This window comes from Sinorhizobium kostiense (genome assembly GCF_017874595.1).
Classification (GTDB): domain Bacteria; phylum Pseudomonadota; class Alphaproteobacteria; order Rhizobiales; family Rhizobiaceae; genus Sinorhizobium; species Sinorhizobium kostiense.
In genome coordinates, this window is sequence record NZ_JAGILA010000006.1 from 169399 (window position 1) to 184414 (window position 15016).

Annotated in this window: 15 protein-coding genes and 2 riboswitches; of the genes, 9 read left to right on the forward strand and 6 right to left on the reverse strand. The window is 63.2% G+C overall.

Features of this window, described 5'->3' with window-relative positions:
• Nucleotides 1-9: 9 nt before the first annotated feature.
• The gene (thiB, locus tag J2Z31_RS20570; RefSeq protein WP_209604072.1) at nt 10-1035 is read right to left on the reverse strand and encodes a thiamine ABC transporter substrate binding subunit; all 1026 of its coding nucleotides are present in this window, start codon (nt 1033-1035) and stop codon (nt 10-12) included.
• A 51-nt stretch (nt 1036-1086) separates the two neighbouring features.
• A riboswitch (TPP riboswitch) is annotated at nt 1087-1203 on the reverse strand.
• A 123-nt stretch (nt 1204-1326) separates the two neighbouring features.
• Between thiB and J2Z31_RS20575 the strand changes: the two genes are divergently transcribed.
• The 3 genes from J2Z31_RS20575 (at nt 1327) to J2Z31_RS20585 (ending at nt 4377) form a co-directional block, all read left to right on the forward strand.
• A complete protein-coding gene (locus J2Z31_RS20575; protein WP_209604074.1) occupies nt 1327-1812 on the forward strand; it encodes a GNAT family N-acetyltransferase in 486 nt (161 codons plus the stop codon).
• A gap of 83 nt (nt 1813-1895) precedes the next feature.
• Nucleotides 1896-2546 carry a thiamine diphosphokinase gene (locus J2Z31_RS20580; RefSeq protein ID WP_209604076.1) on the forward strand — a complete coding sequence of 217 codons (651 nt, stop codon included), beginning with the start codon at nt 1896-1898 and terminating at the stop codon, nt 2544-2546.
• 4 nt (nt 2547-2550) lie between these two features.
• Entirely contained in the window at nt 2551-4377 is a 1827-nt protein-coding gene (locus J2Z31_RS20585) for an ABC-F family ATP-binding cassette domain-containing protein (protein ID WP_209604078.1), read from the forward strand.
• 394 nt (nt 4378-4771) lie between these two features.
• On the opposite strand, the gene J2Z31_RS20590 is transcribed toward J2Z31_RS20585, so the two are convergent.
• Together J2Z31_RS20590 and J2Z31_RS20595 are read right to left on the reverse strand one after the other, a co-directional pair.
• The gene (locus J2Z31_RS20590) at nt 4772-4978 is read right to left on the reverse strand and encodes a DUF1737 domain-containing protein (protein ID WP_209604080.1); all 207 of its coding nucleotides are present in this window, start codon (nt 4976-4978) and stop codon (nt 4772-4774) included.
• Nucleotides 4975-5877, reverse strand: coding sequence for an HpcH/HpaI aldolase/citrate lyase family protein (locus J2Z31_RS20595; RefSeq protein WP_209604476.1), 903 nt, complete (start codon nt 5875-5877; stop codon nt 4975-4977). Before J2Z31_RS20595 ends, J2Z31_RS20590 begins: the two co-directional genes overlap by 4 nt.
• 134 nt (nt 5878-6011) lie before the next feature.
• Here J2Z31_RS20595 and J2Z31_RS20600 point away from each other — a divergent pair, with 134 nt between their 5' ends.
• The 5 genes from J2Z31_RS20600 to J2Z31_RS20620 all read left to right on the forward strand — a co-directional run bounded on the left by J2Z31_RS20600 (nt 6012) and on the right by J2Z31_RS20620 (nt 9720).
• Nucleotides 6012-6257, forward strand: a complete 246-nt coding sequence (locus J2Z31_RS20600) for a hypothetical protein (RefSeq protein ID WP_209604082.1) — start codon at nt 6012-6014, stop codon at nt 6255-6257.
• A gap of 91 nt (nt 6258-6348) precedes the next feature.
• A complete protein-coding gene (gene leuD / locus J2Z31_RS20605) occupies nt 6349-6954 on the forward strand; it encodes a 3-isopropylmalate dehydratase small subunit (RefSeq protein WP_209604084.1) in 606 nt (201 codons plus the stop codon).
• A 9-nt stretch (nt 6955-6963) separates the two neighbouring features.
• Entirely contained in the window at nt 6964-7344 is a 381-nt protein-coding gene (locus J2Z31_RS20610; protein WP_209604086.1) for a RidA family protein, read from the forward strand.
• 163 nt (nt 7345-7507) lie between these two features.
• Nucleotides 7508-7585: riboswitch (SAM riboswitch) on the forward strand.
• Nucleotides 7586-7645: 60 nt separating this feature from the next.
• Nucleotides 7646-8584 carry a homoserine O-acetyltransferase MetA gene (gene metA / locus J2Z31_RS20615; RefSeq protein WP_209604088.1) on the forward strand — a complete coding sequence of 313 codons (939 nt, stop codon included), beginning with the start codon at nt 7646-7648 and terminating at the stop codon, nt 8582-8584.
• A gap of 119 nt (nt 8585-8703) precedes the next feature.
• Nucleotides 8704-9720, forward strand: coding sequence for an aldose epimerase family protein (locus tag J2Z31_RS20620; RefSeq protein ID WP_209604090.1), 1017 nt, complete (start codon nt 8704-8706; stop codon nt 9718-9720).
• A 27-nt stretch (nt 9721-9747) separates the two neighbouring features.
• Here J2Z31_RS20620 and J2Z31_RS20625 read toward each other — a convergent pair whose 3' ends face one another.
• From J2Z31_RS20625 to J2Z31_RS20635, 3 genes are all read right to left on the reverse strand, one after another.
• Nucleotides 9748-10773: a type I asparaginase gene (locus J2Z31_RS20625; RefSeq protein ID WP_209604092.1), complete on the reverse strand. Its 1026-nt coding sequence runs from the start codon at nt 10771-10773 to the stop codon at nt 9748-9750.
• Complete coding sequence (locus J2Z31_RS20630) at nt 10770-12173, reverse strand: aspartate ammonia-lyase (protein WP_209604094.1); 1404 nt, start codon at nt 12171-12173, stop codon at nt 10770-10772. Before J2Z31_RS20630 ends, J2Z31_RS20625 begins: the two co-directional genes overlap by 4 nt.
• 133 nt (nt 12174-12306) lie before the next feature.
• Nucleotides 12307-13764 (reverse strand): alanine/glycine:cation symporter family protein, encoded by a 1458-nt coding sequence (locus J2Z31_RS20635; RefSeq protein ID WP_209604096.1) that lies wholly within the window; start codon nt 13762-13764, stop codon nt 12307-12309.
• Nucleotides 13765-14027: 263 nt separating this feature from the next.
• Here J2Z31_RS20635 and J2Z31_RS20640 point away from each other — a divergent pair, with 263 nt between their 5' ends.
• Nucleotides 14028-14846 (forward strand): helix-turn-helix domain-containing protein, encoded by an 819-nt coding sequence (locus J2Z31_RS20640; RefSeq protein ID WP_209604098.1) that lies wholly within the window; start codon nt 14028-14030, stop codon nt 14844-14846.
• The last annotated feature ends 170 nt before the right edge of the window (nt 14847-15016 follow it).

The following is a 15016-nucleotide window of genomic DNA, read 5'->3' on the forward strand; positions in this document are numbered from 1 at the left end:
TGCCCCGCCTCAGTTCGTGCTCATGGCCGCCAGCCACTCATCGATCCAGGCCTTGCGGTGGGCGGCGACATCTTGCGGCGAAATCAGGAAGGTCTTTTCCGGTTTCACGAGCTTGTCGAAGGCCTCCGGCAAGGGCTCTTTGGTTTCGCCGACAGGCATCATCCAGTTGGTCGTCGGGATGATCGACTGGAATTCGGGACCGGTCATGAAGGCGAGAAACTGCCGGGCCAGTTCTGGCTCCTTGGCGTTCTTCGTCATGCCGGCCACTTCGATCTGGATATAATGGCCCTCGGCGAAGGCGGCAGCCTGGTAGCGATCGGTGTTTTCGGCGACCATGTGATAGGCGGGAGAGGTGGTGTAAGAGAGCACCATCGGCGCTTCGCCTTTGGTAAAAAGGCCGTAAGCCTCCGACCAGCCGGGGGTGACCGTCAACACGCGATCCTTGAGTTTCGCCCAGGCCTCACCAGCCCTGTCGCCATAGACGGACTTCACCCAGAGAAGCAGGCCGAGACCCGGTGTCGAGGTACGCGGATCCTGGACGACGATCTTCTGGGCGGCATCGCCCTCGACCAGCTCCTTCAGGCTCTTGGGCGGGTCCTTCAGCGTTTCGGTGTCGTAGACCACGGCGAAGTGGCCGTAGTCATAGGGAACAAAGCTATCGTCGGAAAAACCGCCGGGAACCTTGAGGTTCGCAGTGTCTAGCCGATGCGGCGCGAAGTAGCCGGTGGCCTTGGCTTCCTCGACGAGGTTGGTATCGAGGCCGAGGACGATGTCGGCCTTCGCGTTCTCGCCTTCGAGCTTCAGCCGCGTCAGCAGCTCGACGCCATCAGCGACCCCGACATAGGCAACCTTGCATTCGCAGGTCCGCTCAAAGGCTTCGGCGACCTTCGCCCCCGGGCCCCACTCGCTGATAAAGCTCTCATAGGTGTAGACAGTGAGCGTCTTCTCTGCCGCCAAACCACTGGTGGCAAAGGGTAAAAGTGCAATGGCGGCGATAGCGAGCCGCTTGGGTGTCGTGTGGAGTGGATTGGACATGTTCGGGCACCTCTCCCTTGTTGTTGATGCTGTCGGGGAAAAGCGCGTATCGGTCCGATCGCTTCTAATCCCTCCGCCGGTACGAGCCGGATCAGGTTCCGCGGGTTGGCTCGTCGCCTCTCAGCCGTTGTTCCGGAAAGTGGATCGCAGGCACCCCGTTAGAGCACCCGAGATTTAGCGCCCGAGGGCAGTCAAGGCAAGCGGGGCGGAAGCATTTGCTCTGCATGCGGTCTGCGCCTATCGTCAGACAATCGTCGGCGGCATCTTGTTCGCCCTGCGGGAGCCATTTTCATGCCGGACATGCTCGTTCGACTCTATGCCTTGCCCGAGAAGCGCAGCCCCCGGCTCGCTGCCGGCATCAGTATCCGCCGCGCCATGGCGCCTGAGCGCCGCCCCGTCCTCTCCTGGGTGGAGGAGCACTTCGGTGCCGGATGGGCGGGTGAGGCGGAAGCCGCCTTTTCCTCGACGCCGACGCGGATCCACATCGCGCTCGATGAGGATCGGCTCGTCGGCTTTGCCTGCCATGACGTGACGGCACTGGGCTTCTTCGGCCCGACAGGGGTGGAGGGCATCATGCGCGGCCGCGGTATCGGAGAGGCATTGCTCGTCGAAACCCTACTGACGATGCGCGCGATCGGCTATGCCTATGCGATCATCGGCGGTGCTGGCCCGACCGAATTCTACGCCCGCACCGTCGGCGCCGTGGAAATCCCGGATTCGGCACCCGGCATCTATGCAGGCATGCTGTCGCCCGGCACCCGAACGGAAGCAACCTGAGCGGCGCAACCCGTTTGCGAAATGCGGCGCGGCACCCCCTCCACCCTTTTCCTCCGGCGCCGGTTTGCGCTATGGGCTTCTCCATGAAGCAGATTCCCTTCACCATCCTTCTCGGTGGCACGCTCTCGCTTACGGAACGGTTGTCAGCGCAGCTCGCCGGAAGCCGGTTCATCGCGGCCGACGGCGGCATGCGGCATGCGGTTACGCTCGACGTCGTGCCCGAACTATGGGTCGGCGACTTCGATTCGACCGACGCAGTGCTGGAGGCGAAATTCGCCGGCGTGCCGCGGGAGCGCTATCCGGCCGCCAAGGCTGCGACCGACGGCGAAATCGCTTTCGAGGCGGCGCTTTCGCGCGGTGCGACTTCGCTTACCTTCGCGGGCGCCCTCGGCGGCACCCGCAGCGATCACGCCTTCCTGCATCTCCTGCGGCTCGCGGCACTCGCGGACGAGGGCTATGCGGTGTTCATGACCTCCGGCGAGGAGGAAGCTTATCCCCTCCTACCGGGATCGTGGCAAATCGACCTGCCGAAGGACAGCCTGTTCTCGATCCTCGGTTTCACCGAGCTTTCCGGCCTCACCATCGAAAACGCACGCTATCCGCTCGATGGTTTCGCTCTGCCGTTCGGGTCCTCCCGGACGATTTCCAACGTCGCGGAAGGTCCGGTGCGGATTTCGCTCGAAACCGGCCGGGCCGTCGTGCTCGCCCGCCCCTACGATAATTCCGGAGCCTGACGCCTTGGCGCCCCCTATCCTGAAGCTTGACGACATCTTTCTCACCTTCGGCGGCGCGCCGCTCCTTGCCGGCGCCGGCCTGCAGGTCGAGCCCGGAGATCGCATCTGCCTCGTCGGCCGCAACGGCTCCGGCAAGTCGACGCTGATGAAGATCGCGGCCGGGCTCGCAGAACCCCAATCGGGCGAGGTCTTTCGGCATCCCACGGCAACCATCCGCTATCTGCACCAGGCGCCGGATTTCGACGGCTATGATACGGTCCAGGCCTATGCCGAAGCGGGGCTCGGTCCCGGCGATGATCCCTATCGCATCACCTATATCCTGCAGCATCTGGGGCTGACCGGAGAAGAGGATCCGAAGCGGCTTTCCGGTGGCGAGGCGCGGCGCGCGGCGCTTGCACGCGTCATGGCGCCGGAGCCCGACATCCTGCTTCTCGACGAACCGACCAACCATCTCGACCTGCCGACGATCGAATGGCTGGAAGACGAACTCGCGCGCAGCCGTTCGGCTTTGGTGCTGATCTCTCACGACCGGCGGTTTCTCGAAAAGGTCTCGACCGCCACCGTCTGGCTCGACCGCGGCCGGTCGCGCCGGCTCGACCGCGGCTTTGCCCACTTCGAATCCTGGCGCGACGAGGTGCTGGAGGCGGAGGAATTGGAGCAGCACAAGCTCGGCAAGGCGATCGAGCGCGAGGAGCACTGGCTGCGCTACGGCGTAACCGCCAGGCGCAAGCGCAACATGCGTCGCCTCGGCGAACTCCAGGACATGCGCGCCCGCTATCGCGGCCACAAGGGGCCGCAGGGCACCGTCCAGGCGACCGCAGCCGATGCAAAGGAATCAGGAAAGCTGGTGATCGAAGCGGAGAAGATCACCAAGTCCTATGGCGACCGCACGATCGTCACGCCCTTCTCGATCCGCGTCCACCGCGGCGACCGGATCGGCCTCGTCGGGCCGAACGGCGCCGGCAAGACGACGCTGCTGAAGCTTCTGACCGGTCAGCTGGAGCCGGATTCCGGCAGCGTCAGGCTGGGCACCAATCTCGAGATTGCCACGCTCGACCAGAAGCGAGAGGAGCTCGATCTCGACGAGACGCTTGCACATTATCTCACCGACGGCCGCGGCGAGACGCTTCTCGTCAATGGCGAACAGCGGCACGTCACCGGCTACATGAAGGAGTTCCTGTTCCAGCCGGAGCAGGCGCGCACGCCGATCCGAGAGCTTTCCGGCGGCGAACGGGCGCGGCTGATGCTCGCCCGCATCCTGGCGCGCGCCACCAATCTCCTGATCCTCGACGAGCCGACCAATGATCTCGACATCGAGACGCTTGACCTCCTGCAGGAGATCGTCGCCGGTTTCGCCGGCACGGTGATCCTCGTCAGCCACGACCGCGACTTTCTCGACCGCACCGTCACCTCGACCATAGCACCGGCCAATCCGGAAGCGCCGGACGGCCGCTGGATCGAATTTGCCGGCGGCTATTCCGACATGCTGGCGCAGCGCCGGGGCGCGATTGAGGAAAAGCGCAAGGCGGAAAAAACCGAGAAGGCCAAGAAGAGCGATGCGCCCGCCGAAGCCGCGGAACCGCAGAAGACCAGGGGCAAGCTTTCCTACAAGCAGAAATTCGCGCTTGAGAACCTGCCCAAGGAGATCGCCAAAACCGAAGCCGAGATCGCCAAGCGCGAGGCGAAGATGCACGACCCCGATCTCTTCTCGCGCAATCCCGACGGCTTCGCCAGGCTCGCTGCCGAGCTCGAGGGGCTGAGGGAGAGCCTCACACGCATGGAAGAGGAATGGCTGGAGCTCGAGGTGCTGCGCGAGGAACTCGAGGGCTAGAGCCTTTCCGGGTTAAATGAAAACATTCTGCCGGAGCAGGTTTTCGTCAGGGCAGAGGCGATCGCCGCAGGTCGTACCCGGAGGTACGGCCGAGGCGATCGCCTCTGATCCTGGCGGAAAGATGCCCGGCCACTGCACGTCTCCTTGAAGCGATCTCGCTTCAAGGACAAAGACATGCAGCAATTCAAAGTGCTACAGCGACCTTTGCGCGTCTGATAAGACGCGCGGCGCTGTAGAGGTTGGCTGAAGCGGGCGGCCTGTTGGCCCGGCTGGCTTGACCGTATGCTTTGGCTACGCCGCGCGCCAGCCGGGCAAACATTCCGCTCCGCTTGAGCCAACAGAATTGTTTCCATTTAACCCGGAAAGGCTCTAGAGGTGAACTTTCGATCCGGCGCTACTGCTCGGACAGCTTCATATCCGGATGATAGTCCTTACCTTCCACGACTTTGACGACCGCCTGCCCGCATTGCATGTGCTGGGTATCGGCGTTGAACGCATAAGTGGGCGCGCCATAAAGTTCCCATCCCTGGTTCAGGGCGGCCGTCACCTTGTGGCAGAAGGACGCATCGTCGGGACCGGTGAGGAATCGATAGAGTCTCAAGATTTTGCCTTTCGCTTTTCGATGGTGTCCGCCTTGGCGGCGAGCCTTTGCGCCTCATGGAGATGGAGCCGCTCGACCATGCGGCCGCCGAGATTGATCACGCCCTTGTCGGCATTCTCCGGGAGGCCGAAGGCTTGAATGATCGCGCGAGCTTCCTCGAGCGCACTCTCGTCGATGCCGAATGAGTGATTGGCCGCCTCGATCTGGGCGGGGTGGATCAGCATCTTGCCGTCAAAGCCCATGTCGCGGCCCTGCCGGCATTCCGCCTCGAGGGCTTCTACGTTGCGGAAATCGTTGAAGACCGCATCGATCGCGTCGAGACCGCTGGCGCGCGCAGCGAGGAGGACCTGCATCAGCCAGTGCGAGAGGTAGGGACGGCCGGGGAGGTCGGCAACGCCCGTCTCTTTCCTCAGGTCATTGAGACCCACAACCAGGCAATCGAGCCGCGCAGCCGAGCTGCGGCCGATTTCCGCGATGGCCGGCGCATTGATGACGCCGCGCGGCGTCTCGATCATGGCCCAGAGCCGCAATGATTCCGGCGCGTCGTTCTTGGACAGCCAATCGAGCGCCGATCGAATGGCGGCGGGCTCCTCCACCTTGGGCAAGAGAATTGCGTCCGGCTTGGCGGCGAGAGCGGCCGCGAGATCCCGTTCGTCGAAACCCCTTTCCGCCACATTGATGCGGATGATCGCTTCGCCATCCGGCCGACATGCGGAAAGATGGCGGACAAGGGCATCGCGCGCCTCGGCCTTGCGCTCCGGGGCCACCGCGTCCTCGAGATCGAAGATGACGGCATCCATCGCCAGGTCCTTGATCTTGGCGAGCGCACGACGATTGTCCGCCGGAACCGAGAGCACGGATCGGCGCAGCCGCACGGGGTGATGATCGGCCGGTCGTATCATGCGTTCGTTGTGCCCGCCTTTGCGCCTTCGCGCAAGAACCCGCCTCTGCGTCTTCGCGCAAGACGGAGTGGTCGAAAGCTCTTGCAAGCGGCCTGCCAAGCACCCACATGGCCGATAGAAAGGTGACGAACATGCAAAGCATCCGCTCTGTTCTTTTTACAGCCGCAGCCATCACCCTCTTGCTGGCGGCTCTCGTTTTCACCGCCTCGCTGGCCCTGGCGCTCGCCGGCATCGCCGCCGTGGTAGCGATCGGCAGCGCGATTGCCGCAAGGCTCAACGGCCGGCCGGCGCAGGCGCGAGCCCGAGCGGCTTCGTCCCGTCAGGCGCGGGAAATGCGGATCTGGAACGACGGCCGCGGCACGATCATCGATCTGTGATTCCCCGGCGAGCGCAGATTCCCCTTCATTTCGGCGCAAGACTGGGCTAAACGCTTCTGCCAATATTCCCGCTGAAATCGAAGGCCTGGACATGGAAAAGTTCGTCAAGCTCACCGGCGTCGCTGCGCCCCTGCCCGTCGTCAACATTGACACGGACATGATCATCCCGAAGGATTACCTGAAGACGATCAAGCGCACCGGTCTCGGCAAGGGGCTTTTCGCCGAATCTCGCTACAACGAGGACGGCACGCCGAATCCGGATTTCGTACTCAACAAGCCAGCCTACCAGAACGCCAATATTCTTGTTGCCGGCGACAATTTCGGCTGCGGCTCGTCGCGCGAGCATGCGCCCTGGGCACTTCTTGATTTCGGTATCCGCTGCGTCATCTCGACGTCGTTCGCCGACATCTTCTACAACAACTGTTTCAAGAACGGCATTCTGCCGATTGTCGTCAGCCAATCCGACCTCGACAAGCTGATGGACGACGCCAGCCGCGGCTCTAACGCCGTGCTGACGGTCGATCTCGAGGCGCAGGAGATTACCGGCCCCGATGGCGGCACGATCAAGTTTGAGATCGACGCCTTCAAGCGCCACTGCCTCCTGAACGGCCTCGACGACATCGGCCTGACGCTGGAAAAGGCGGGCGCCATCGACAATTTCGAAAAGGCAACGGCCGCGTCCCGACCCTGGGCATAAGCGCTGAAAATGGCGACCAGGCGCATTTCCTCGGGTTCCCCCTTTGAGAAGGCGGCAGGCTATTCGCGGGCCGTCGTCAAGGGCGACTGGTGCTTCGTCTCCGGCACGACCGGCTACGACTATGCCACCATGATTATGCCGGAGACGGTCGAGGAGCAGGCGCGCAACTGCCTGAAGACGATCGGGGGCGCGCTCGAGGAAGCAGGCTTCTCGCTTTCGGACGTCGTGCGCAATCATTATTACGTCACCGACGCGAGCTTCTCCGATCGGGTCTTTCCGATCTTCGGCGAAGTCTTCGGGGACATCCGTCCGGCCGCGACAATGGTTGTTTGCGATCTGATCCGGCCGGAAATGCTGATCGAGATCGAGGTCACGGCGTTTCGGGGTTGAGCGGGACGGAAATGGCTCGCCCCCTGCTCGTCGCCTTGCACGACGACAGGCTGGTGCGCTTGCCCTTCGCCCCGCTTGCGGGGAAGAGCTGTCGGCAGGCGGATGAGGCCCCCGCACGCCGAAGACTCCTTTTTCATTGACCGCGCGGCGTCCCTCGCGCTATCAGTCAACTCGTGGTGATTTGGCCGGCCGGCTTGCAGCCACGTTAAAGAAGTCGCTAAAGGGCCGAGGAGAACGGATTTTCCGAGGACCGGTCGCGATGATCTCGCCGCCGGTTTTTTTGTATTGATCGAGTGGACCCATGCCCATCAAGATTCCCGATACGCTGCCCGCCTTCGAAACGCTCGTCGACGAAGGCGTGCGGGTGATGACCGAGACCGTGGCGATCCGTCAGGATATCCGGCCGCTCCAGATCGGGCTTCTCAATCTCATGCCGAACAAGATCAAGACCGAGGTCCAGATGGCGCGGCTGATCGGTGCCACGCCGCTGCAGGTCGAGCTGTCTTTGGTCCGGGTGAATGGCCATCGGCCGAAGAACACGCCCGAGGACCACCTGCTCGCCTTCTATGAAACCTGGGAGGAGGTGAAGGGCCGCAAGTTCGATGGCTTCATCATCACCGGCGCGCCGGTCGAGACGCTCGAATATGAAGAAGTCACCTACTGGCAGGAACTGAAGCGCATCTTCGACTGGACGGCGACCAACGTGCATTCGACGTTGAACGTCTGCTGGGGTGCAATGGCGGCGATCTACCATTTCCATGGGGTTCCGAAATATCCGCTGAAGGAGAAGGCCTTCGGTGTCTACCGGCACCAGAATCTGAAGCCATCCTCGGTCTATCTGAACGGCTTTTCAGACGATTTCGCCGTTCCCGTTTCGCGGTGGACCGAGGTGCGCCGCACCGATATCGAGCGTGTGCCCGAACTCGAGATATTGATGGAATCGAAGGAGATGGGTGTCTGCCTGGTGCATGAACAAAGTTGCAACCGGCTCTATATGTTCAACCATGTGGAATATGATTCGACGTCGCTGTCCGAGGAATATTTCCGCGATGTGGATGCCGGCGCGCCGATCAAGCTGCCGCACGATTATTTCCCGCACAACGACGCGACGCTGCCGCCGCAGAATCGCTGGCGCAGCCACGCACATCTTTTCTTCGGCAACTGGATCAACGAGATCTATCAGACGACGCCCTACGAACTTGAAAAGATCGGCACGGCGAGCACTAGGCTTTCGTTCTAAACCGGGAAATCGCCGCGGAAATCCGGTTGCCGTGCCGATTGAAATGAAGCAGTTTGTCGCCGGTTCCGCGACGTTCTGAGCCGGGGTGCGCATTGCCGCCTTCCGGAGGGGGAGACAAGATGAGCACCGATACGGAAATCTTCGGCCACACGGCGTCGGGCGAACCGGTCCTTCGCGTGACGCTCAAGGGCGGTGGCTTGACCGCGAAGGTCCTCACCTGGGGATCGGTCATACAGGACCTCAGACTCGAAGGCCATGCGCCGCCGCTCGTGCTCGGCTTTGAAGACTTCGACAGCTATCCCGCCCATTCCTCCTATTTCGGCGCCACGCCCGGCCGCAACGCCAACCGCATCGGCAGCGGACGCTTCACGCTTGACGGCGTGGCCTACCAGCTCGAGCTCAACGAGAAGGGCGTCACCCATCTGCATGGCGGCAGCGACAATATCGGCAAGCGCAACTGGTCGATCCTCGAAAGAACGGAGGACAGCCTGACGCTTGAGATCACCGATCCGGACGGCCGCGCCGGTTATCCCGGCAATTGCACGATCACCTGCACCTACCGGCTCGAGCCGGGTGGCGTCCTGAACGTCGTCTACACCACGGTGACCGACGCGCCGACGCTCGCCAATGTCTGCCAGCACAGCTATTTCAATCTCGACGGCGGCATCGATGCGCTCGGCCATGACATCATGATTGCCGCCGACCACTATCTGCCGGTGGACGAGCGGCTGATCCCGACCGGCGAAATCCGCCCCGTCACGGGCACCGTCTTCGATCTCAGGGAAATGACGTCGATGCGGCGCCAGATGGACGGCAATGGAATTGCCTACGACCACAATTTCTGCCTCTCGCCGGAGCGCACGCGGAAGCGCTCGGTGGCGCTCGCGCGCAGCATCAATTCCGGGCTTTCCTTGGAAGTGCTGACCACCGAGCCGGGTGTTCAACTCTATACCGGTTCCAAGCTCGACGTGCCGGTTCCCGGTCTCGAGGGCCGCCGCTACGGCCCCTTCGCCGGCTTCTGCCTGGAAACCCAGATCTGGCCCGACGCGATCAATCACCAGGGCTCCCCGAAGGCGGTGCTCCGGCCGGGCGAAACGCTCCGCCAGGAAACCGATTATGTCTTCAGCAGGAGCTGAGCAACGAGGTCTCCAGCGGCTTGCCGCTCAACTGGACGCCGCCATTTCACCTGCGACCGGTTCGGCCATGCGGCTGCGGATCTCCTGAACGGGCAGCCCCTCGGCGATCAGCACATGCAGTTTGGCGAAGGCGGCTTCCAGGGTCGTGTCGCCGCCTGAGACGACGCCTATACGGGCGAGCGCCGCGCCGGTGGCATAGGTGTCCTGCGCGACCGCGCCGATCACGCATTGCGTCGTATTGACCACGGTCACGCCGCGCGCCACGGCGTCGCCAAGGGCGGTAAGCAGCCGTGCGTCCGCCTCCGGCACATTGCCGACGCCATAGCTGCGCAGCACCACTCCGCGGAGTTTCGGCTCGGCGAGCACCGCTTCGACGACTCGTGACGATAGACCGGGATGTATGGTAAGCACCGCGACCGCTTCCGGATCGAAATGCTCCGGCAGATAGAATGCCCGGGGACTTGCAGCGAGCAGCAACTCGCGATGCAGCACGATCTTGATGCCGGCTTCGGCGATCGGCGGATAGTTGGGCGAATCGAAGGCATCGAAGCGGTCGGTTGCAATCTTGCGGCTGCGGTTGCCGCGGAAGAGCTTTCGGCCGAAGCAGAGGCCCACCTCGCGGATCGCGTCCTGCGCGGCGAGGATGAGCGCCATTTCGAGATTTTCCAGCGCATCGCTGCGCGGGGCGGTCAGCGGAATCTGCGCCCCGGTCAGGATCACCGGCTTGTCGAGGCCGGTGAGCATGAAGGAGAGCGCCGAGGCCGTCCACGCCATGGTGTCGGTTCCGTGCAGCACGACGAAACCGTCATAGGCGTCCCAGCGGCGGACGAGCTCGCCGGCAATGATGGGCCATTGCGCCGGCTGGAGATTGGCGCTGTCGATCAGCCTCTCGAGTTCGACGATGTCGCAATCGGGGAGCGGTGTGGCGGAGGCCGTTTCGCCAAGCCGGCGCTTGAGCAGCGCGCCGAATCCCGCCATCGGCCTCAGCCCGCTTGGGCTCGACTCCATGCCTATGGTGCCGCCGGTATGCAGGATCAGGACGCGGCGGCTCATGCGAGACCCGCTCCGGGCTTGAGCATCGCCTGCGGGCTCAGCAGCCGCTCAAGTTCCGACGGCGTCAGCAGCCCTTCGGCGGCCACCAGTTCGCGCACGGTCGCCCCGCTTGCGAGCGCCTCGGCAGCGATGCGCGTCGCATTGGCGTAGCCGATATATGGCACCAGGGCGGTAACAATGCCGATGCTCTGTTCGACATGGCGCCGGCACTGCTCACGATTGGCGCGGATGCCGCGGATGCACCGTTCCTCGAAGATGCTGCAGGCGGTCGTAAGCATTTTGATGGACGAGAAGAGATTGTAGACGATCAGCGGCTCCATTGCGTTCAGCTGCAGCTGGCCGGCTTCGGCGGCCAGCGTCACGGCAAGGTCATTGCCGATGACCTGGTAGGCCACCTGGTTGACCGCCTCCGGGATGACCGGATTGACCTTGCCCGGCATGATCGAGGAGCCGGGCTGCATCGCCGGTAGAACGATCTCGCCTAGACCCGCGCGCGGTCCGCTCGAAAGCAGCCGCAGATCATTGGCGAGCTTCGACAGCTTGATCGCCAGCCGCTTGAGGAGGCCGGAGAAGAGCACGAAGGCGCCCATGTCGGAAGTCGCCTCGATCAGGTTGGCGGCCGGCACCACCGGTTTGCCGGATATCTCGGCAAGGTAGCGGACGGCGAGCGCCGCATAGTCCGGATGCGTGTTGAGGCCGGTGCCGATCGCAGTTCCGCCAAGATTGACCTCGCAGAGGAGACGCAGGATCTCGCCAATACGATCGATGTCCTCGCCGAGATTGACGGCGAAGGCATCGAATTCCTGACCGAGCGTCATCGGCACAGCATCCTGCAGCTGGGTGCGGCCCATCTTCAGAACGTCGGCGAATTCCCGCCCCTTCTCCGCCAGCGTATCCTTAAGCAAGGCGACCGCGGCGACAAGCGGCTCGGCGGCAAATTGCAGCCCGAGGCAAACGGCTGTCGGATAGGCATCGTTGGTCGATTGCGACCTGTTCACGTCGTCGTTCGGATGTAGATGCGCGTAGGCCCCCTTCGGATGGCCGAGCTTCTCGAGCGCGAGGTTCGCGATCACCTCGTTGGCGTTCATGTTGGTCGAGGTGCCGGCGCCGCCCTGGATGAGATCGACGACGAACTGGTCGTGGAGCCGCCCGGCGGCGATCTCCTCGCAGGCGGCGATAATCGCCTCGGCCTTGTGCGGCGCGATGAGGCCGAGATCGCGATTGGCGCGGGCGGCCGCCGCCTTCACCATGGCGAGCGCTGCGACGAAGGGCGGGAAGTGACTTATCGGCACTCCGGTAATCGGGAAGTTCTCGACTGCTCTAAGCGTCTGGATGCCGAACCAGGCGTCCGCCGGCACTTCGCGGTCGCCGAGCAGGTCGTGTTCGATACGTGTGTCCATGTCTTGCTCGCAAATAGGGGCGCGCCGGGTCCGCCCGGCTCGAGGATGTTACTACAGCGCCGCGCTTCTGGCGCGCGGCGCTGTAGAGCGGTAGGCGGAAGACTATGCTGTTTTCCGCCGCCGTTCGACACATTCAGATCCGCGCGTTGGATGCGACAGCTTCATCGGGCCGATAGTCCCAGGCGTCACCCTTCCAGGCTTTGCTGTCGATGCCATGATAGCCGAACTTTTCCGGATTGAAGACCGGTTCCGACGCGCCCGCCTCTATCTGGCTGTCGTAATCCCGCATCAGCCTCAAGGCGGGTTTGAAGAGCATGACGAGGGCGAACAGGTTGACGAGCGCAAGCAGGCCCATGGTCACGTCGGCAAAGGCGAAGATGGTGCCGAGGTCGGAGGTCGCGCCCCAGCCGCAAAGGGCGATCACTGCCACACGATAGAGGAAGATGAGCGGCTTGTTGTTCCCGCCGATCCAGACGAGGCTGTTTTCGCCGAGATAGTAGTTGTAGATCATCGTGGTGAAGCCGAAGAGCATCATCGCGATGCTGACGAAAATCCGGCCCCCCTCGCCGATGTGGCTTGCGAGCGATGCCTGGGCGAGGGCGACGCCGCCGATTTCCTCCGCGCCCGGGCGATAGACGTCGCCGAGCAGGATGATGAAGGCGGTGCAGGAGCACACGATCAGCGTATCGATGAAGACGGAGAAGGCCTGCACGACGCCTTGCGATGCCGGATGCGGCACTTCAGCCACGGCTGCGACGTTCGGCGCGCTGCCGAGGCCGGCTTCGTTGGAGAAGAGCCCACGCCGGACACCCATGACAATTGCCGCGCCGATGCCGCCGCCGATCGCCGGCTCGAGGCCGAAGGCGCTCTTGACGATCAGCATGAGCGCGGCGGGGAGCGCGTCGAGGTTGAGCGCGAGCACGACAAGCGCCATCGCGATGTAACCGAGCGCCATGACCGGCACCAGCACGTCAGCGATGCGGGCGATACGCCGGACGCCGCCGGCGATGATGACGCCGACCAGGACGGCAATGCCTGCGGCAATCGCCACGACCGGCACGCCGAAGGCATCATTGAGCGAGGTGGCCACCGAATAGGACTGCACGCCATTGAAGCCGAAGCCGAAAGTCACGAGCAGCAGTACCGAATAGAGGCCGGCCAACCACTTCCAGCGATCGCCGAGGCCATGAGCAATGTAATAGGCCGGGCCGCCGCGGTAGGTGCCGTCCGGCTCGGCCCGCTTGTAGGCCTGCGCCAGGGTGCATTCGAAGAAGCTCGTCGCCATGCCGATGAGGCCGACGAGCCACATCCAGAAGACCGCGCCCGGCCCGCCCAGCGTGATGGCCACGGCAACGCCGGCGATGTTGCCGCCGCCGACGCGGCCGGCTACCGAAAGCATCAGCGCCTGAAAGGACGAAAGATGGCCATCGCTTCCGCCGGCGAAGACCTGCCCGGACCCAAGGATGCGGAACATGCGCCCGAAATAGCGAAACTGCACGAAACGCGAGGCAAGGGTGAACCACAGGCCAAGGCCGATCAAGACGACGATCAGCACCTTGCTCCACAAAAGATCGTTGAGAAAATCGAGCATAAGTCTCCTCCGTTGGCGCCCGGTACGGCCCAGGCGAAAGCTCCCGACCGGTCGTCGGAGCGTTAAAAATCTCCCGTAACGGCCTATGCCTGCTACCACCGCGCGAGGCAATTTGCCGGGTTGTTGCCAATTGGCGCAGATTGGTGCAGTCTCAGCGCCAAAAAGCGCTTTCGCTTTTTGGCGCTAGAGCGAAAAGCATGCAATGGACGGAGGCGCTGCTGCCTGTGGTTTCCACCGCGGCTTGAAATATTGGATCGAAACGGATGCACGCGGACTTCGCCGCCAATCTACGGCTTCTATGCAGCTATCGAGGTTCGATCGCCGAAGTCTGCCGGCAGTTGAAGATCAATCGGCCGCAATTCAACCGCTATCTCGGCGGGCGCCATCTTCCTTCCGCTCATATCCTGCGCCGGCTCTGCGATTTTTTCGGTGTAGACGAGCACGAGATCTTGCTTCCTGCCGCCCGCTTCGCGGAGCTCGTGCGGCTGCGCCCGCGTGCACCGCGGATCGAAGCGCCGGCGTCGACCCCTGAGGCCGACCACCTCGCCCGCCTGAAGGCGATCGGCAGTTCCGGTCTGGAAAAATATCTCGGCTACTATTTCGAGACTTACGGCTCCATGGCCTACCCGGGAAAAATCCTGCGCAACCTCGTCCGCATCGAGCGGCGCGGCGACGGCGTCTGTTACCGGCGCAGCGAGCGGCTTGTCGAACGCGCGGGCGAAATGGCCTATCGCGCCGTCTATCGCGGCGTTGCGCATTTCCTGACCGACCGCATCTTCCTCGTCGATTACGAAACGCTGACGGGACTGGAGATCAGCCAGACGATCCTCTTCCCCTCCTTCAAGAACCGCATCACCCGCCTTACGGGCCTCAAGCTCGGCGTCTCCGGCAGCGGCGAACGCATGCCCTGCTGCGCCCGGGTGGTCTACGACTATCTGGCCCCCGCTATCGACCTGCGTCAGGCGCTGTCGCTCTGCGGTCTCTACGAGCCGGACGACCCGCGCCTCGACACGGCGCTGCGCTCGGCGATCACCAACGACATCGCTCCCGGCGAGGCGCTGTTTCGAGCCAGGTTTGTTTGAGGGCTCGATAGCATATTTCGAAGCGTCGTGGGTGCCGCGGACAGCTAAATCTTTGATTGCTGCGAAGGCTCCAGAATTGCCCCTGAGTTTGCCGGCCCGCGCGGAACAATTCCGCCGCAAAGTCGCTGCCCCGGAGACCAGCCAATTTTCCGTTTCATGCGATCGGGCAG